The organism is Lactiplantibacillus pingfangensis (genome assembly GCF_005404945.1).
GTDB classification, from domain to species: Bacteria; Bacillota; Bacilli; order Lactobacillales; family Lactobacillaceae; genus Lactiplantibacillus; species Lactiplantibacillus pingfangensis.
Genome location: NZ_BJDG01000012.1, coordinates 75,944 through 94,547, shown reverse-complemented (window position 1 = coordinate 94,547; position 18,604 = coordinate 75,944). Strand labels below are relative to the sequence as shown.

At 45.0% G+C, this 18,604-nt stretch carries 18 protein-coding genes and 1 pseudogene; 5 read left to right on the top strand and 14 right to left on the bottom strand.

Features of this window, described 5'->3' with window-relative positions; all coding sequences use genetic code 11:
• Positions 1 to 558 precede the first annotated feature (558 nt).
• From FFM74_RS07360 to FFM74_RS07330, 7 genes are all read right to left on the bottom strand, one after another.
• Complete coding sequence (locus FFM74_RS07360; RefSeq protein ID WP_137625986.1) at positions 559 to 1,332, bottom strand: DUF4931 domain-containing protein; 774 nt, start codon at positions 1,330 to 1,332, stop codon at positions 559 to 561.
• A 66-nt stretch (positions 1,333 to 1,398) separates the two neighbouring features.
• Complete coding sequence (locus FFM74_RS07355; RefSeq protein ID WP_137625985.1) at positions 1,399 to 1,686, bottom strand: RNA-binding protein; 288 nt, start codon at positions 1,684 to 1,686, stop codon at positions 1,399 to 1,401.
• A gap of 93 nt (positions 1,687 to 1,779) precedes the next feature.
• The gene (locus tag FFM74_RS07350) at positions 1,780 to 2,466 is read right to left on the bottom strand and encodes a hypothetical protein (protein WP_137625984.1); all 687 of its coding nucleotides are present in this window, start codon (positions 2,464 to 2,466) and stop codon (positions 1,780 to 1,782) included.
• A 137-nt stretch (positions 2,467 to 2,603) separates the two neighbouring features.
• Entirely contained in the window at positions 2,604 to 3,350 is a 747-nt protein-coding gene (locus FFM74_RS07345; RefSeq protein ID WP_137625983.1) for a DUF975 family protein, read from the bottom strand.
• Positions 3,351 to 3,443: 93 nt separating this feature from the next.
• On the bottom strand, positions 3,444 to 3,878 hold the full coding sequence (locus FFM74_RS07340) for a GNAT family N-acetyltransferase (protein ID WP_137625982.1): 435 nt from the start codon (positions 3,876 to 3,878) through the stop codon (positions 3,444 to 3,446).
• Positions 3,875 to 4,744, bottom strand: coding sequence for a DegV family protein (locus tag FFM74_RS07335; protein ID WP_137625981.1), 870 nt, complete (start codon positions 4,742 to 4,744; stop codon positions 3,875 to 3,877). The genes FFM74_RS07340 and FFM74_RS07335 overlap by 4 nt, the downstream gene beginning before the upstream one ends.
• A gap of 92 nt (positions 4,745 to 4,836) precedes the next feature.
• Positions 4,837 to 5,259, bottom strand: a complete 423-nt coding sequence (locus FFM74_RS07330; RefSeq protein ID WP_137625980.1) for a MarR family winged helix-turn-helix transcriptional regulator — start codon at positions 5,257 to 5,259, stop codon at positions 4,837 to 4,839.
• Positions 5,260 to 5,613: 354 nt separating this feature from the next.
• Between FFM74_RS07330 and FFM74_RS07325 the strand changes: the two genes are divergently transcribed.
• Positions 5,614 to 7,320 (top strand): NFACT RNA binding domain-containing protein, encoded by a 1,707-nt coding sequence (locus FFM74_RS07325; protein WP_137625988.1) that lies wholly within the window; start codon positions 5,614 to 5,616, stop codon positions 7,318 to 7,320.
• A gap of 50 nt (positions 7,321 to 7,370) precedes the next feature.
• Here FFM74_RS07325 and FFM74_RS07320 read toward each other — a convergent pair whose 3' ends face one another.
• From FFM74_RS07320 to FFM74_RS07300, 5 genes and pseudogenes are all read right to left on the bottom strand, one after another.
• Positions 7,371 to 7,853, bottom strand: coding sequence for a PTS sugar transporter subunit IIA (locus FFM74_RS07320; RefSeq protein WP_137625979.1), 483 nt, complete (start codon positions 7,851 to 7,853; stop codon positions 7,371 to 7,373).
• A gap of 23 nt (positions 7,854 to 7,876) precedes the next feature.
• Positions 7,877 to 8,722, bottom strand: a complete 846-nt coding sequence (locus FFM74_RS07315; protein ID WP_137625978.1) for a MurR/RpiR family transcriptional regulator — start codon at positions 8,720 to 8,722, stop codon at positions 7,877 to 7,879.
• 32 nt (positions 8,723 to 8,754) lie between these two features.
• Positions 8,755 to 10,242: pseudogene (locus FFM74_RS07310) on the bottom strand (PTS transporter subunit EIIC); the annotation flags it as partial.
• Between the two features lie 15 nt (positions 10,243 to 10,257).
• Positions 10,258 to 11,148, bottom strand: coding sequence for an N-acetylmuramic acid 6-phosphate etherase (gene murQ, locus FFM74_RS07305; protein ID WP_137625976.1), 891 nt, complete (start codon positions 11,146 to 11,148; stop codon positions 10,258 to 10,260).
• On the bottom strand, positions 11,135 to 12,199 hold the full coding sequence (locus FFM74_RS07300; RefSeq protein ID WP_137625975.1) for a MupG family TIM beta-alpha barrel fold protein: 1,065 nt from the start codon (positions 12,197 to 12,199) through the stop codon (positions 11,135 to 11,137). Before FFM74_RS07300 ends, murQ begins: the two co-directional genes overlap by 14 nt.
• Positions 12,200 to 12,427: 228 nt before the next feature.
• Here FFM74_RS07300 and FFM74_RS07295 point away from each other — a divergent pair, with 228 nt between their 5' ends.
• The 3 genes from FFM74_RS07295 to FFM74_RS07285 are packed head-to-tail and all read left to right on the top strand — an operon-like array spanning position 12,428 to position 14,198.
• Positions 12,428 to 13,156 (top strand): DUF2087 domain-containing protein, encoded by a 729-nt coding sequence (locus tag FFM74_RS07295; RefSeq protein WP_137625974.1) that lies wholly within the window; start codon positions 12,428 to 12,430, stop codon positions 13,154 to 13,156.
• 3 nt (positions 13,157 to 13,159) lie between these two features.
• A complete protein-coding gene (locus tag FFM74_RS07290; protein WP_137625973.1) occupies positions 13,160 to 13,537 on the top strand; it encodes a GIY-YIG nuclease family protein in 378 nt (125 codons plus the stop codon).
• Complete coding sequence (locus FFM74_RS07285) at positions 13,530 to 14,198, top strand: chloramphenicol acetyltransferase (RefSeq protein WP_137625972.1); 669 nt, start codon at positions 13,530 to 13,532, stop codon at positions 14,196 to 14,198. The genes FFM74_RS07290 and FFM74_RS07285 overlap by 8 nt, the downstream gene beginning before the upstream one ends.
• A gap of 162 nt (positions 14,199 to 14,360) precedes the next feature.
• On the opposite strand, the gene FFM74_RS07280 is transcribed toward FFM74_RS07285, so the two are convergent.
• Entirely contained in the window at positions 14,361 to 16,379 is a 2,019-nt protein-coding gene (locus FFM74_RS07280; protein ID WP_137625971.1) for a hypothetical protein, read from the bottom strand.
• 457 nt (positions 16,380 to 16,836) lie between these two features.
• Between FFM74_RS07280 and FFM74_RS07275 the strand changes: the two genes are divergently transcribed.
• On the top strand, positions 16,837 to 17,820 hold the full coding sequence (locus FFM74_RS07275) for a glycosyltransferase family 2 protein (protein ID WP_137625970.1): 984 nt from the start codon (positions 16,837 to 16,839) through the stop codon (positions 17,818 to 17,820).
• A gap of 101 nt (positions 17,821 to 17,921) precedes the next feature.
• Here FFM74_RS07275 and FFM74_RS07270 read toward each other — a convergent pair whose 3' ends face one another.
• Positions 17,922 to 18,491, bottom strand: coding sequence for a TetR/AcrR family transcriptional regulator (locus FFM74_RS07270; RefSeq protein WP_171000678.1), 570 nt, complete (start codon positions 18,489 to 18,491; stop codon positions 17,922 to 17,924).
• Between the last annotated feature and the right edge of the window lie 113 nt (positions 18,492 to 18,604).

The window sequence follows — 18,604 nt, the reverse complement described above, 5'->3', positions numbered from 1 at the left end:
TGTACAGAAAGCGCCCAGCCACGGGGCGGCTGGGCGCTAATGATAGCTGATTACCAACAACAGTTGACAAAGAGCCAAATAAGTCTACAGCTAGCAAACGCTAACGGTAGACTTATTTTTTTGCGCTTTTCAACTAAAAATCGCAACTAAGGTTACATCAGCAACAGACGCTCCCTAATTAGGCTCGTAGTGAGAGATAGTCCCAACAACTGAGCGCGCTACTCTGCAACTTCGATTCAATACTACAAGATCATGTGGCCAAGAAATGCCAACTAAGCTTACCGACACAGAACAATGGTTCTACCCGCCTCTGCAAAGCATAATAGCTGAAGGTTGGGACTGATCACATCGGTCGTGATGGTGGCGTTGCATCGGCTGTTTTTGCCGACGTTACGCCACGGACGGTCCGGGACACTTGCGACTTTTGCAAGGGTTTCGGGCGAGGGCCAAGACGTGCTTGGCTTGGCCCGGTCCCGCGACCGCATGTGATCAATCCCAACCGGAAACAACAGCAATCCAACTATTAACACAGGGAGTTTTACGCTCAAATTTCATTTTTCAATCTTTAGTCTCAAAGCGATGCCGAACTGCGGCGGCTATTTCGCGCATCCGTTCCGGCGTATCAACCTGCGATAACCGATAGCCGATGTAATACGGTGAGACGTTAAATAGCGGTTCAATTTTACAAACGACCTGATCCTTTGACGGATAGAAGAACAAATTATAACTATCACAGCGACCATTAAAATAATCATTAAGCGTATATTGAACCACTTTTTGAACGGCATCTGCTAAGCAATCAGTCTCGTCCCATGAGGTCGCCACATTAAACTCAACAAACCCCATAATGGGCTGATCAGATGCCGTGACACTGAGGTTAGCGGTTGAGATAATCGGATAGCCGGTTAAATTTGCTGACGTGATATTGGCATAACCATCCACATCTTTTAAGCCGACGATTTGCATATGGGGGTGCCGCAAACTCCCACCTGAGTGGGGACCAAAATTTTTATACAGCAACACCGATTCATAGCGACCACTCGCAATCGTCTCCTGCCAATGCTGCAAAGCAAATGAAAAAATGGCCCGGTTCTGTGCTTGCGAGTAACTGGCAATGTCACCCAAGTGATCCCGGGTTTCAATCACAATGGTTTGTAAGGTGGCCTGTAACGTTGGAAATTTATTCATTAACCAGAGCCGATCAGCATCTTTGGCCAAAATATCGGTCAGTTCAGCCGGTTCACAGAAGGGACAATCATTGTGTGGGTGCCGAATATTTTCCGGTTTGTCTTTAGCAATTTTTGTATCAAAAACTAACGGATGTGCTTGCATCTTATTTTCGACCCTTTCTATAACGAAAGAACGGCCTGCCCAGTGGCAAACCGTTCTAGAAACAACTTAACTCATGGGTTTAGGAGACTCCGAACCCGGGCCAAATTCAACATCAGCCATCGTAATCCAAACCACAAACTCAGTTGAGGCTAACCGCCAATATTGCGGATTTGAGGCTTGTGGTGGATCTTGTTCAAATAAAGCAATGGCTAACGCATTCGCCGCATTATCCGCAGCAACTTGGACACTCGCGCCAAAGGTCTGCGCGGCTGGCACGTCTGGAAAGCGAACATCCCAGTACGTCCCTTCATCACGAAAAATTGCGGGATATTTAATTTCGACATTGTGATTCATTCTCACCACTCCGATTCTTAAACTTTTGGCAATCATCCTGAGTTTGTCGACTAAGACTAAACTAGCCTGACGACGGTGCTACCACAATCGTGACTACTTCGTCGTGACCGTGTAGTAAGTCCCGTTGGTGTCACCATTTTTAATCGTATAGTCACCAGAGTGGGCCTGTCCATATTTTGTGGCTTCATCTAAGGTACTGAAGTCCTTAGAGCTACCACTCGTGTCAGCACTACTGCTGCTCGATGTCGTACTCTGCGCCGTACTGGAACTACTGTTTTGGGTGCTATTATTAGTTGTTGTTGAGCTTGCAGCGGCAGTTGAGGTACTTTGATTCGAATTACCGCTTGTCCCCGTTGACGTGTGACTCGAACTTTGACTATTGTCCGGGGTGTTTGTCCCACTGTCAGCAGTGGTTACCGCTGTGCTAGACGAAGTTGTCGAGTCGGTCGAACTGCTAGAATTTTTAGTCTTCTTTTTAGAAGACTTCTTTTTTGACGATGAACTTTTTCGCGAACTGCTACTGCTTGAGGAACTGGTTGTTTCAACTAAGTCTTGGTTCGTAGACGCTTTGACAAAGTAAATAGCTGTGCCCCCAAGCGCAATCACGATTAAAGCCAATAACCATAACGAGAGATGACGCTTTTTATTCGACGATTTAGGTGTTTTCGGCGACTTCGGTGCTTGTGGTGTCTTTGGTGCACCAGACTTCGATCGCTTACGACTGGTCGATTCTTGCCGCGCTTTTAAGCGTGACAGACGCGTCGGCTGTTGTTCAGGCATTAACTATCGCACTTCCTTTCTTGCTTCCGCAAGTTTACCATATTTTTTAATAATTGTCGTGAGTAACTCAATCGCTTTGACCTAAAAAGTTAGGCCTGCCACAACTCAGTTCTCGCAACTTGAAAGACGACTGGTCGTTAATCAGTCGCCGCTGTCGTGACTAAGTTATCATAATAAGCCGCAAATACACCAAAGCGGTAAGGTGTTAACCACAATTGGCCAATTCCCATTGTTAAGCCACTCAGCAGTGCCCAACCAATAAAGCTCAATTGTAAGACAAAATACTCAAATTTATGACCACGCATCAACTGACGACTCCGAGTAATCGCATCACGATATCGTGGCCGTGGTTGCCCATTTGGTGTCGCGGCCAATAAATCTTTGTAAACAAAATAGGTCTGTGAATAAGCGAACGCCTTAATAATCCCGGGAACAATCAATAATAAGCTCCAAAGAAAAGTAAGCACCGCTTGGCAGATTTGTAACCCAATAATCGACCAGGCATATTGTTTGGTGAATCCAATCGTCGAATCACTGACAGGGTGAATTTCTCGGGCTGGGTTGCGCACCCAGTCAAGCATTGAATAGCTCGTCCCCACCGAAAAAATTTTGACTACAAAGTAAAAGACTAACTGGATCAGTAACACAATTAAGACGGCCCCAGTCATGATTGACAACAGTTGCCAACTTAAATGTGGTAACTGTGTCAATGAGCTGTAATCCGTCGCGTGATGACTAGTCGCTTGATTCATGCCGTTAGAAGTCTGTGTCAAAATGCCAAAGATTGACAACAAACTGACCACGATACAGAGTAAAATGGCGCTTCGCCAACGTCCCTTAAATAATTGTTTCACTTCCTGTTTCAGTTCGGCACGCGTTTTCATGAAATGACCACTCCCTTTAAATTTTAATTAGCTCACATCAGGTGCACGTCGAATAAAAAACGCTACGACGCCGGCCGTAACGCTTATCACTTGCTAAAAGGTTTTCATCATGACCATGACTGGCGCCCCATCTTCATCATAAGGCCCAGCAGTCACCCGATACTGGCAACGTTCATAAAATCCTTGCGCAGAGACTTCCCCATGAATCAAGCCTTTCGTGTAGCCATGCTGGACTGACCACGTTTCAGCAGCCGTCAGCAGTTGTTGCCCAATGCCATGACCACGAAAGCTCTTACGGGTACAAACTCGCCCAAATCGCATGACCTGATCTGCTTGTGGTTCTAAGCGCAAGGTGGCGACTGGTAGCTTGGATTCAGCGTACGCAACTAAGTATAGCCGGTCATCCGTATCCTTTTCATCAAACTCAACGGTGGCCGCAATGCCACGTTCTTCGACAAACACAGCCTGCCGCAATGCATAAGCCGCTGCTTGCGTTGCAGCGGCAGTTGAAAACTCAAATGTGATCATTTGTACGCCTTGTCAATATCTTTCAACCAGGCTAACGCCAACGATTTATCACCCAGATGGGTCCCAATGACTGGTCCAAAATAAGTTATGTCAATTGGCATATCTGGATATTTTTGTTGCAACTTGATTTTCCAAGCTTGTGCCGCGTCCAAGTTATTTCCCTGCACAATAATTGCGCGGAGCGGATACTTAATCTCTGCTTGAGCTTTTGCAAATAATTGCTCGACACGGGCAATGGCTTTTTTGGAAGAACGCACCTTTTCAAACGCGACAATCTCATGTTTTTCATTAAACGTTAAAATCGGTTTGATTCGCAAGACACTGCCAATGAAGGCAGAGGCATTGGATAAACGACCACCCCGAACTAAATTTTGTAAATCATCAACGATGAAGTATTCACCCATGGTTGCCCGTAACTCATCCAAGCGCGCCAAGATTTCTTCAACAGAATGACCAGCTTTAGCCATCCGAGCGGCCTCAATCGCCAAATAACCCATCAAACGAACCGTGATTTGCGAATCATACGGAATCAACTTGATGTTGGTGACCAGCTCACGCATTTTTTCCAGACTATTATAGAAGCCAGAAATCGTACTAGCGAGATGAATACTAATAACCGCGTCGTAACCTTCATCGCCCAACTTATTATAAAACTCAATCATTTCGCCAACCGGTGGCTGGGATGTGCTTGGGAAAGACTTAAATGTATGCATATTAGCATAGAAGTCTTCCGTCGTAATATCGACGCCTTCTTGATACACTTTGCCATCTATAATCACCGGAATCGGTACCACACGAATATCGTTGTCGGTCAGTTCTCGCGGCGTTAAATAGCTGGTGCTGTCAGTAACAACAGCAATCTTCATGACATACACCTACTTCTCATCTAAAATAATACTCATTATCATAGCATAAAACTCAGGCTGCCTCCACCTTGTGGACACCATGCAAAATTGGTTTATGGTACCAAGGTACGATCAACGGATTTGTTTAAGCGATTTAACAAGATTTTTAATAAATTCTGTTCATCTTGTGGCCATTTATCAAAAACGGCTGCTTCATAGTCATTGTAGGCTTTATTAATTGCTGAAACCGCCTCGTCACCAGCCGGCGTCACCGTATAAATTAATTGACGCCGATCGCGCCCAATCGCTTCCTTGCTCAACTTTTCTTTCTTCACTAAGCTGGCGAGTTGGCGACTTAAAGTGGACGTATCCAGCTGCATTTCACTCGCTAACTTTTCTTGGGTATCAAAGCCAGCCAATAACTGCGACAATAATTGCCACTCCGCAACGGTCACCCCTTGTTTTTTAGTGATTTCTTTTAATACAACCGTTTGTTGTTTGGCGGTAGCCGCCAAAGCTGCTAAACTCGATTTCATGATGGACCCTCCCAAAATATTTCAATTCATCTTGTATTATACAATAAGGGGACTCATGATGAAACCATTTTTTTGCTTAATCAATTGTTTTAATCGTTATTGCATATAGCATTAATTCTGACTGGTGTCATCACCACCAAGAAATCAGGCAATCCCAGAACTTAACGTTGCGACGGCTACAACCAAATCCTTTGCGCCAAGCCCATTCCCACGGTATACTAGTTTAGGTTAACTGTTTTTAACAGTTGAGAAAACGAACGTCGGGAATCGTCGCTGAACCCACAGCGGTCAGTATTTTCGGTACTTTCAGACGCTAGTCAAAAATAATTCTATCAAATGAAAGCGAGTGATCACATGTCTTTTGATGGCCTATTTACCCACGCCATGGTCACTGAACTACAACATAATTTAGTCAGCGGACGCATTTCCAAGATCCATCAGCCCTATCAAAATGAATTAATTTTAACCGTTCGCGCCAACGGCAAAAACTGGCCAGTTTTACTCTCGGCCGATCCAACTTACCCCCGGGTCCAAGTGACCCGGATTCCGTATGTTAATCCCGCCGTCCCAACTAATTTTGCGATGATGATGCGCAAATATTTACAAGGCGCAATCATTACTGAAATTAAGCAGCCGGCCAATGACCGCGTCGTGCAGTTCACCATTACGACGCGTAACGAACTTGGGGACGCTGAAACCTTGACCTTGATCATCGAGATCATGGCACGACACAGTAATGTGATTTTAGTTGATAATCAAACCGGTAAAATCCTCGACGTCATTAAACACGTTGGCGCCGATCAGAACCGCTATCGGTTACTATTGCCTGGTGCAACTTATATCGAACCACCCAAGCAAGACAAGCGCGATCCATTTACGCCGAATGACGACTATCGTGACTTGGTTCAACAATATCCAAGTGATACCGTCTTGGCAAAACAGTTACAACAACACTATCAAGGTCTTGGTCGTGATAGTGCGGCTCAGTTAGCTGCGGATCTCCATCAACCAGGCGACTTGAACAAACACTATCAGACTTTCTTAGCCCAATTTAACCACCCCGAACCAGCCTTGATTACCTTGAGTAATCATAAGACGATGTTTGCCGCCGGCAGTTTTGACGCATTCGGTGATCAACGCCGGCAATTTGACTCACTGAGCGCTTTACTAGATTTTTACTATCAAGATGCTGCCCAGCGGGAACGCGTCCAACAACAAGCGGGCAATCTCATCCGTGTGGTTCGCAACGATTTGAAGAAGAATCGTAATAAATATAAAAAATTGCAACAAACACTTGCTAATACCAAACAGGCGGATGAGCTACGATTAAAGGGTGAAATCCTGACAACCTATTTGCATGAAGTTAAACGTGGCATGACCGAAATCACACTGGCGGATTATTATCACGATAATGCCCCACTAACGATTCAATTATCCAACCAGTTGTCACCGTCACGCAATGCCCAAAAGTATTTTTCACGTTATCAAAAACAAAAAAATGCCGTGACCTACGTGAATGAGCAGCTCACCATCACGCAAGCTGAAATCGACTATTTGGACAATATTCAAACCCAAATCGAACTCGCTACCCCGGCTGACATTGCTGAAATTCGTGAAGAGCTGACCCAACAAGGTTATTTAAAACAGCGTAAAACAGGCAAGAAGCAACGGGCTTCACGCAAACCTAGTCAGCCACAACAATTTTTTGCGAGTGATGGGACTGAAATCTCGGTTGGTAAAAATAACCGCCAAAATGATCAGTTGACATTGAAAACCGCCCGTAAATCTGACATCTGGTTGCATACCCAAAAGATTCCCGGGTCACATGTCATTATCCATAGTGCCGATCCAAGTGAGCAAACACTTACGGAAGCGGCTAATCTTGCAGCCTATTTTTCTAAAGCGCGAGATTCAGCGACTGTACCGGTTGATTATGTTCAGGTCAAACGAATTCGGAAACCAAATGGCGCTAAACCTGGCTTTGTGATCTATGAAGGTCAAAAGACCCGCTATGTTTCACCTGATGCAACGTTAGTCGATCAACTTTCACCAAAAAAATAATCAAAAAAAAACGAGCTTGGGAATTGAAAAATCCCAAACTCGTTTTTTGATTATTTAAGGGTAACGGTTGCAACGGTGGCCCCTGTTTGAACGGCCTGATCTGGTACTTTGTCGACTTGTTCAACCAGATCCATGTTCGTCACGACCGTCATCACGGTCGTTCCCTTGCCAGCGGCCTTCACCGCAGCAAGGTCCATCGTTGCGAGCGGCGCTCCAGCTTCAACATGATCGCCAACTTTCACAGCCACCGTGAATGGCTTACCTTGTAGTTCGACAGTATCGAGACCAAGATGCAACATCAGCTCTAGCCCCTCAGTAGTCGTCATCATGATGGCGTGCTTCGTGTCGGCAATCATGGTAATTTCACCATCAGCTGGGGCAACGATTTGATCCGCGGTAGGTTCAATCGCCACGCCATCGCCCATCATCTTCTGTGAAAAGACTTGATCGGCCACTGCGGTGATCGCCATCAGTTGACCACTAGCAATCGCGCCTAGGGTTTCGTGCTTAACTTTCTTCTTAAATCCAAACATTTGAATCCTCCTGTCTTAGCCAATTAAAAATGTTCTTGAATTGCTTCACGAGATTCGACTAATTGGGCAATATGCGTTTGATAGTCCGTTTTGATATAAGTGTAATACAAAAGATCAATCACATAGAGTTGGGCCATCAATGAGGTTGTCGCAGCACTCCGCGCCGTTTGATTTTCCTCACTATCATCATTTCGTAACACGACATCCGCCAATTGTCCTAACAAACTTTTCGCGTTGCGAGTCACGACGATAATCGGCATTTTAACTGCTTGCGCAACGGCCGCTAGATTGGCACTCTCTTGTTTTTCACCAGAGTTAGAAATCAGAATCAAGACACCGCGTTGCTTAAGGGTGGTCAATCCAACCGTGATTAAATGCGTGTCTTGCGTATGCATGACCGGTTTGCCAACGCGCATCAACTTCTGCTGCAAATCGGCCGCCACCACATCTGAAGCGCCAATCCCGTAGACATAGACATTGTCAGCCGCAGCGATTAGCTGACAAGCTTTCACAAGCGCAGCGTTAGTTAAACTCAGATTCGTTTCTTCCAACGTATGCGTAATCCGCAATGTCAGTTTCGACTTGACGGCATCAATACTGTCCTTGGGGTTAATTTCCGCATACAGTTTCTCATCAACATTTGTTTCAGCAGACAGCTGTAATTTTAAGGCGGGAAAGCCCCCATCCGGAATCAATGTTTTGCCAAACCGAACGACTGTCGCCGTGCTGACACCAGTTGCCTCCGCCAATTCAGTCGTACTCATTGTCATCACATCATGGGCATGAGCCAAAATATAACGGCCAACTTTTTGGTCAGCGTTGGAAAAGTCCGTCAGCCGGCTATGAATCGTAAATAAAATGTTAGTCATTATTTGCCTCCGTCCAATTGTTCCTAAGCGTTAATTAAATTACCATCTTTGTCTTTAGCAACCATCGCATCTTTAGGAATACCAAAGAAGTAAGTTGCCACAAAGCCGCCTGCGTATGCTGCTAACAGCCCAATCACATAACCGAGCCAATGTCCGTTAGCAATCAACGGAATCAACGCAACCCCAGAAGGCCCGATTGCGATGGCGCCAATATGGCCAAGACCGCCAATGACCGCACCGCCGATCCCACCACCGATACAAGCAGTGATGAACGGACGACCAAGTGGTAAGGTCACCCCATAAATCAGTGGTTCACCAATACCGAGGATGCCAACCGGCAAGGCCCCTTTGATTAAGTTTGAAAGTTCTTTATTGTTCCGGCAACGAATCCAAAGTGCGAACGCTGCCCCAACTTGACCGGCACCCGCCATTGCCAAGATTGGTAATAACGGTGTGAAGCCTAATTTGTTAATCATTTCAATATGAATTGGCGTCAAAATTTGATGTAACCCGAACATCACCATCGGTAGGAAGAATAGTCCAAGAACAAAGCCTGAGAAGGCCCCACCAACATTCAAGACCCATTCAATCCCGCCAACTAAGCCGGTTGAGATGACGCCAGCAACTGGCATGACCAAGAAAATCGTGAACACCCCAATGACTAGTAGCGTAATCATCGGTGTCAAGATAATATCAATTGAATCTGGAATAACCTTGTGTAACCATTTTTCAACAATGGAAAGAACCCAAACGGCAAAGATAACCCCAATGATCCCACCTTGGCCAGCTGAAAGCGCTTGGCCGTTAAAAATGTTGTGAATTGGTGCTTCTGGTGTAATCCCAGTCAAGAGGGTCACGGCACCAATCACCCCACCGAGACCAGCAGTTGCACCAAAGACCGTCGCAGAATTAATCCCAACATAAATCACTAAGTAAGAGAAAAGCCCGCCGTTGATTACTTTCAACACATTAATAAAGTCTGTCCAGTTTTTACCAATATCGCCGGCAACCATCATGTTTGATAAAATCGCGGCAATCCCAGAAATCAGACCAGCACCGACAAAGACGGGAATTAATGGAATAAATATACTAGAAATAGCACTTAAAATTTTCCGCATTGGGGTCTGTTTGATTTTTGCTTTTTGTTCGGCGTGAACTTTCTTAGCTTTCGCCTCAACCTTTTCCTTATCCAGTTGATGTTCCGATTTTTCCGACGTGCTGTCAGTTGAAAATGTTTCAGGATCTGGGAATGGGTCACCTAAACCTACGCCCACTTCTTTAACCATTTCAGCCGCGACCTTGTCAACAGTCCCAGGACCCACGATAACTTGTAACGTATCTTCCTGAACAACACCCATGACACCTTTAATTGCCTTTAACCCATCCATATCGACGATGGATTCATCCCGAATAGTCATCCGAACTCGGGTCATGCAGTGAATCAGCTTCGAAATATTTTGTGGACCGCCCACATGAGCATAAATCGCATGTGCGAGCTGTACATATTTATCTTCAGCCATAATTAGTACCTCCTTTTAGTTAACTGCTGGACGAACAAATCCTTTAGCTTGTTGCAACCGCGCTGCCGCTTCATCACGGCTCAGATCGGTCAAAACCATCACGATTGCTAATTTGACATCTTGATTGGCGGTCGCAAACGCGGCGGTCGCCGTGGCGAGTGAGCAATCCGTCGCCTGCATAATAATCCGTTTCGACCGTTCTACCAATTTTTCATTGGTTGGTTTAACGTCAACCATGAGATTTTTATAAACCTTCCCGATGCCAATCATCGAGACTGTCGAAAGCATATTCAATACTAGTTTCTGTGCGGTTCCGGACTTCAGCCGCGTTGACCCAGTCAATACTTCTGGACCGACTTCCACTTCAATTGCCGTTTGGGCATGCTGACTAATCGCCGCCCCCCGATTACAAGCTAAACTGATTCTGGCGGCACCGACTTGCTTGGCATAATCCAAACCGCCAATCACGTAAGGCGTGCGACCACTCGCCGCAATACCCACCACCGTATCATTGGCCGTCAGCTTAGCCGCAATTAAATCTTGCCGGCCGAGCTTTTCTGAATCTTCGGCGCCTTCCACCGCGACGGTCATGGCCGACATCCCACCGGCAATCAACCCTTGAACCATTTCTGGGTCAGTGCCAAAGGTTGGCACACACTCGGCGGCATCTAAAACGCCTAGTCGACCGCTAGTACCGGCCCCCATGTAAAATAATCGACCCCCTTGCTTGAAGTTTGCGGCAATCACTGTAACAGCGCTTTCAATTGCCGGTAAGGCCTGTGCAACTGCTTGTGGCACCCGCTGATCTTCTTGATTCATTAACGCTAAAATATCATGAGTAGACATGGTGTCTAAAGCCATGGTCTTTTGATTCCGAGTTTCGGTCGTTAGTTTAGCCAAATCCATTAGCGTCCGCCTCCTTAATAAATTTAATCGCCTGACCACCTGCAATTAATGGTAATAAAGCTAAATCTTCCTGACAAACTTGACCAATCACATTGACGCGCTGATCAGCTCCAAGTGGTCGTTTGACTAGCTGTAACTCACCCACATAGCGGCCATAGTCGTTGTTATCCAGCGTAATCGCGCCAACTGCCCGTGTCATCAAGGATGCCGGGGCAACTTGTTGAAATTGTTGCCGGCCTTCCACTAACCGAACGACATCGCGGGCCACGTCCAATCGCTGATGCCAAACTTGTTGCAAGAGCCAGTCCTGGTTAGTTTTGATCATTAAAGCCAAATTGTGCTGCTGGAAATACTGTTGAAATTGTAATCGACTATGGGCACTCAACCCGGGATCACCGAGATAGACCTGATCGACGTCGTCTTGGGCCATCAAGCGAAGCGTCGCTGCCAACGGTGATTGGTAGCGGTCAACTTCTAGTGTGGGTAGCCCAGCCGCTAATGGGCCGCGCCGTTGCGCATCACCAGCCACAAACGCCATCGTTTTGAATCCTTGCGCACGCAACCAACGATTCTTGTCGACCAACCAAGCTTCATCTAAACCGGTCTCTGGCCGTGGATAATAGTTGTGCCAAGCCTCTAAATGGTCAAAATCAGCCTGATTCGCTTTTAAAGTCGCGATGTTCGCGGACGTAATCGTGCTAGCATTTAGCGCAATTGGTAACTGCTGTGATAACCGCGCGACGACAGCCATTTCAATGCCATCATCAATCCGTAGGCCAGTTACCCCCAATTGGGTAATCGCGTTCGTATCTTCAATATCTAGACCCAAGCGTGTCATCCCGGCCGCTGAGACATCCGCTGTCAGCTGTAATGATAGTTGCTGGCAAGCAGCCCCTAACCGTTTAAGACGGGGCAAATATTTGGCAACGTCGTCTTCCGGAATGTGTAGCGAAGTGAATACCCCTGTAAAGCCGGCTTGTTTAAACGCTGTCAACTGATCCAATTTAGTCTGACTTAACTCATCATTTAAATAGACTGAAAAACCAATCACTTTGTATCCTCCTCTCGCAAATGTAATCGTTTCCATCTTTCAAAATAACTATAGCGCTTATGTAACAAAAATACAATAATTATTCAAAACTATTCTTATTTTTTGTAACTTTTATTCTTTAGAATTAGTCACACTGACAATGTTTATCATATTCATAAACATTTTGCGCAAATACGTTGACTATATTGATAAACATCGTTAAAATAGTGCCATTAAGGAGGTTGGCCAATGAATTTTACAACTTTAAGTCTCGATGACCTAAAAAGCGGTTGGCATTCAATCGCAACTGGTTTTGCTTGTAATTACTGTCAAGCCACTTGGCCATCAGACTCATTACCTAAACAGCGTGAGGAACATCTGAATTTGGTGCATGGCGGCAATCGGTCGCAATTGGTCCATTTAAAAAGTCGCTATAATACCTTAACGCCTAAGCAGCAAGATTTATTGACCGCCTTCGCTAGCGGTATTAAGGATCAAGAACTGGCTGAACAGCTGCAAGTGGCAGCGGCGACCATTCGCCATCAAAAATTCACCTTCCGCGAAAAAGCCAAACAGGCCAAATTGTACCTCGCAATCTATGAAAGTGTCTTTGCACAGACTGCCGCAGCGGACCAGTTAATCGAACCACCCGCACAAGCAACGTTGTTAGATGATCGCTGGCTCATTACAGAAGATAAAGTTGCCCAGACTTTGCAACAGTATTTTGACTTTGACCAGGACCCGATTCGCCTGAAGCGGTGGCCGAAAAAGCAAAAAGTGATCATCATTGTCTTAACACGGATTATTACGGAAATTCCGACTGGACAGCTGCTCACTGAACCGGAGATCAATGCCTACTTAAAGCCAATTTATTTTGACTATGTCACTGTGCGGCGTTATTTGGTAGACTATGGTTTCCTACAACGTCGTGCCGATGGTCGCCAATACCAACGTCCCACTGACAACCGAAAGGATTAATTCATGGAATCAAATCGAAAACAACAACTACAACAAGCGTATAAATTACGACCGACTTACTATGGCGTCATTCAAATTCAGAATCGTCGTAATCACAAAATCTTTATTGATACTGCGGCAAATCTGCACAATCGTTGGGCCTTCTACCAACTGAACCTGAATAAAGATTTTTATCATGGCACGCCGTTCCAACAAGATTGGCAAGCCCAAGCCGGTGAAGATTTTGATTATCAAATTCTTTGGAAAAAGGATGCCGCCGACGTGATCAACATGCGTCAAACCTTAAAAGACTTAAAAAACACTTGGTTACACCGACTACAGCCATTTGACGAAATCGGTTATAACCGTCGACCTAAAGATTGGGAGCAAAATCATGACTAAGCCTTTAAACACCCACTTCACACCGATTGACCAAGTTAACTGGCCACGGCGCGACTATTTTTACTATTTCACTAAAATGATGCCAACCGGCTTTACTGTGACCGTCACACTAGATATTAGTGCAACGCTAGCCTGGACTAAGCTGAACAACGTCAAATTCAACGCTGCTTATTTATACTTAGTCAGTCGCTTATTGACCAAGCACCCTGAATTTCGTATCGGGCGTGTCGATGACCAACTTGTGACCTACGACGTCGTGCACCCGTCCTACACGGTGATGCATGCGGATCACACGATATCAAACCTTTGGACCGCTTATGACCAAAATTTTCAATCCTTTTATGCAGCCTATTTAGCTGATCAGCAGCAATATGGTCAAATACCGGGACCCATGCCGAAACCACCAGTATCGGCTAACTTATTCACGATTGGAAGTCTGCCCTGGCTTGATTTTACAAGTTATACGCCATTGCCCTTTACGCTGCTCCAATCATTTTTACCAGTTTTTCAAGCCGGTAAATTTACGACTCACGCTGACCAGCGTACCATGATGCCACTCTCAATGACGGTTCATCACGCCGTTGCGGATGGTTACCATGTCAGCAGCTTCCTAAACGAGTTACAAACGGTCTTTAAGCAACCTGAACTGAATTTAAACTGAACACAAAAATAGGTGTTGATGGCAAGTTCATCGACACCTACTTTTGTATACCATCTCAAGCGACCAGTCCTTTAGTGATTTTCGTCTTTCAACCTTTAACATCAACCTAAAAAAAAAAACCAATTCGCAACTGAATTGATTTCTTTCGTGTATTGTTGTGTGTTAATCGCGCTGGGGCTTCGGCAAAAGTCGACTGCTGAGGACAACCAGCAACAGCTCACCAAGCAACATCACAATAATCGCACGATTGCTCGTCAGGTTCGCTGGCGCGTGCAACAAGTTAAGCGAATGTTGTAAATACGACCGTTGGCCACTGGTGATAGTCCCATCTAATTGTGAAAAGTTCGCTAACGCCGTGTAATACGAAACCGGTGTTTTCCCACGATTAATAATCGTAAGACTCAAGCTTGACCCAACCGTCCGTGGATAGGCAAGTGTCACCACTTGGGCGGGATTACCCGTTCGACGAGCCAATTCATGCCGGCCATTCTTGAGGACGACCGTAACCTTACCAGTCGTCGAAGTCGGATAGACGCGAATTTGGTTAGTGGCCATGTTAAACGGAATGTGATTAGTTACTTGTTGCGTTGGTTTAATCAGTTGGGTGGTACTGCTAGCCGCGTATGACCCATTTCGTTGAAAATCAAGAATCGCCATCACTGACTGTTGATCTTTACTGAACTGGAGTGTCACCGCGAGACAGAATAGTGTCCCGGCCACCGCTAACAAACTGACTAGCTTTCGCTGCCGCGGTGCCAAGGCCATCCCTGGCCAGGTTGACCAACCAATTACCCCTAAAATCATCAAGATTGGTAAGAGTGGTAACGCATATCTCGCCGAAACTTCCCATAAACCAACGTGAAAGAACGTCAGTCCAAGGATCATCAAGGCAAATACCGAAACCGCTAACTGTTGACCTTTACGTGAAAGTAACAAGTAGATGCTCCCAATCAGAAACATCAAATACCAACATTGCGTGCTCAGCAGCAACCAGAAATGCAGTGAACGTTGCCGATTCAAGTACCATTTCGGCACCTTCACCCACTGGGCAATCTGAGTTGTCGCATCAAAATCACCCTTGGCAAAAAAGACGCCCATTTTGTTTGAAACGTGTATTCCCAAATCCACAGCGCTCATTGCTTTCAGCCGCGAGTGGATAAGATTAGCCGCAACTTGTTTCTTAGCAGCAGCCGTGTTAGCCTGTTTCACACTCATAAAATCTTTGGTTGTATACTTGCCAAACGACCTTTCATTTAAGCCGATGGCCATCCAGCTCGTGACTGGCGTGGCCTTATCCGGGGCCTTTTGGTAGCCCTCATGACTGGCAATACCCGTCATAACCGACGTTGATAGGAAGATGACCGCAACACTTCCCAATAACCACTCGATTGAAAGTGACCATTTAAGTCGCCGCTGAATAGCCGCAAACAGGACGCCAATCGCCAACGCAATCCAAAAAACAACCAAGTTGTTTTTCATCACAACCCCGAGTGCCAGTAATAACCAACTCAATACTAAGGCGCTCCAATGACGCCAACCAGTCGTGGCAGTTGCAGCCCACATTAGTGCCAAAACATTAATCGCGATTGGCAATACCAGTGCATCGGTATAGGCAACGAGACCATAAAAATACAACGGCGTGTAGCACAACCACGCTAAGGTCAAGCTGATTGCCCCAGGTTGCCAGCGATGGAACTTTTTGATCAAATATAAACCAGAAAATAGTGCCGTATCCAACCACAAAAAGCGTAAGATGTTCAAGAATTCCCACGGCGTTTTAATGCCAAGACCCAAAAACAGCTTTATCAGGCCAGCTTCAAACAGCGTGAAATTAACATTGTTTGGATACAATTGAAAATAGTCTTGCCAGTGATGATTGCCTTGCGCAAGATTAATGGCTTGGTTTCTAACCATGTATGAATCTGCTTGCGTGCCGTCAACAAAGTTAAGTGCGACATACAATTGAATCAGGCCAATGAGCACTAACAGGCCAATGAGCACCCAGCGAGTGGTTCGGTTTGATAACCTCGCAAGCCAGAGACGCAAGCCATTTAGGATGACTAATAGTCCTAATGCCAATAAAAGCAGGACACCGGAGCTGATCCAAGTCTCCCCACTAAATCGTTTGTTGGTTTGAAAGGCTGCAATTAAAACGACCCAACTTAATAATCCAGCACCCAACCAATTTACCCATACTAATATCCGCCTACTCAAAAGTTGAATTCTCCTCTCAAAATTAACTCTCATTTTCTTTTTTCTCGAACAATAGCTGTTCTAATTATTTACACTGAAATAACGTTATATAATAATGAAGTATAGCAAACTATTCATTTTTTCACACTTGTTTATTATTGCAGTCTTAGTGACCGTCGTTTTTTAAGATTTAGCTAAGTTTTAAACAAACGACAACCGTCTTTATCGTCACAAGTCATTATCAATCAATGGCCTAAACCGTCATCACTCATTAAAATAGCAATTTCAACTTATTATAATTCATGAGGTGCCCTCTTCTCATTATTAGCCAACTTAGGTATAATTAATTTGTTGTTTCAGCACAAATAATAATTTAACAACACACAACTAAGAGCTATAATTTTTGATAAATAGTGTAACAAAAAGATTTTGAGGGGAAGTCACCATGAAACAAACAAATTTAGCCATTGTCGTACCTTGCTACAATGAAGAAGCCGTTTTACCATCTTCTGCAACGGTACTCAAAAAAATTATGTACGATATGATCGATCACAATCAAATTAGTTCTGAAAGTAAAATCTTATTTGTCAACGATGGTAGTAAAGATAAAACTTGGTCGTTGATTCAAGACTTAGAAAACGAAGACACTATCTTCACCGGACTAAAATTCAGTCGTAATTTTGGTCATCAAAATGCCTTAATGGCTGGGATGAAAGTTGCTGGTAACTACGCAGATGCCGTCATCACCATTGATGCCGACTTGCAAGATGATGAAAATCTCATCCCACAAATGGTCGCGAGTTTTCAAGAAGGTAACGAAGTCGTTTTAGGTGTCCGTAATGATCGCTCCAGTGATTCGTCTTTCAAACGCTGGACTGCCGAGACTTTTTACAAGTTGATGAATCAGATTGGCGTCCAACTTGTGCCTGATCACGCCGACTTCCGTTTACTCGGACGCCGAGCAGTTGAAACTTTAATGTCATACCACGAAAGTAATCTTTTCTTACGTGGTATTATTCCTCAATTGGGTTATAGCTCCGAAAAACTATACTATCAACGGAAACCCCGCTTAGCCGGCGAAACGAAATATCCACTAAAGAAAATGATTTCATTTGCCTTAGATGGCATTACCTCATTTTCAGTTGCCCCAATCAAAGCAATCATGTCACTGGGGGTCGTCGTCATTGTCATCAGTTTAATTATGATGATCTATGCCCTAGTTCGCTTCTTTACTGGCAACGTCACGAACGGTTGGGCGTCACTCATGACCAGTCTATGGTTCTTAGGTGGCGTACAGTTGGTTGGGATTAGTATTATCGGTGAATATATCGGCAAGATTTTTGCAGAAGTTAAACATCGTCCTCGTTACATTATCGAAACCGATGATTACAGCGAAACTCAGTCTCAATCAGTCGACGATCAAGAATAGGCATCAGCTTTCTAGGTTGCAGATAAAACATTTAAGCTAAAAAACGAAGCGACGTTCCCGTAAATTGAGAACGTCGCTTTTTTGACTGACGACAAGACTACTCAGTCGGTTTTGATCTGCAAAAGTACAGCTTTACGAATCGTGTCCACGGCATCCGTCACGCCACCGAGTGCTGGTTCGCCATGTTGAATAATCCATTCAATCAAGGTCATTTGAACACTCGTCCCCATGGCCGCAATTAAATCCGTCGGCGTGTCTGTCTGGGGCGCTTGTTCAGCAATGAACCCCTGCCATTTTTTTAACAGCATCGCCCGAAAATTGGCCTGTAAATCCGCTTCCGGTTCATGCACAGTAAACAGCGTCTGAACTGCGACACGATTTTCAGCCATATCAACTGAGAGACCTGCAACTAAGGTGTCAATATCACCGGTAATGATTTGATTGAACCGCAAATCAACGCGATTGGCGAAAACCGCGCTATAATGGGCCACCATCTGTTCCAAAAGATCATATTTATCTAAGTAATGCGCATAGAACGTTGATCGGCTTGTGAGCGACGCCTGACAAATATCCGCCACAGTGATATGGCGAAAACCAGTTGTCGTTAATAGCTGAACGAAGGCAACTTGCAAGTCACGTTCGGTTTTAATTTTGCGTACATCTTTTGTCATGACTTTACCCCTAGAAATATAAGTTAATTTCATCCTATCACAATCAATTTAAAATCCAATGTTGGTTTTCGAACAATTCACTAATAGAATGTTCGAAAACGTACTTACAACAA